A 261-nucleotide genomic window follows, 5' to 3' on the forward strand; every position below is an offset into this window, starting at 1 on the left:
TCAAAATTGCTCAAGGTGTGGTGAGCACCATTATGAAATCGTCCGGGTTTGGCTCCGCAACGAAAACCATGCTCCCAAACGAGATTGTCACAGCAGTAGAGGATTGCGGCTTCTTTGAAAGTATCCCGCTGTGGGCCGTAACCTTGATTGGCAGCCTTTTCATTACCGTATTGAGTTTCATTATGATTATGAGCGTCTATGGGCGTTTTTTTAAGTTGTACATGTATACGGCCATCGCACCGGTGCCCCTTTCCTCTTTTG

1 pseudogene is annotated in these 261 nt (G+C 46.7%); it reads left to right on the forward strand.

Annotated elements, in window-relative coordinates:
- A pseudogene (locus NE619_RS19400) lies at window positions 1-261 on the forward strand (hypothetical protein); the annotation flags it as partial.

The sequence above is a fragment of the Anaerovorax odorimutans genome (assembly GCF_024459955.1).
GTDB lineage: Bacteria > Bacillota > Clostridia > Peptostreptococcales > Anaerovoracaceae > Hominibacterium > Hominibacterium odorimutans_A.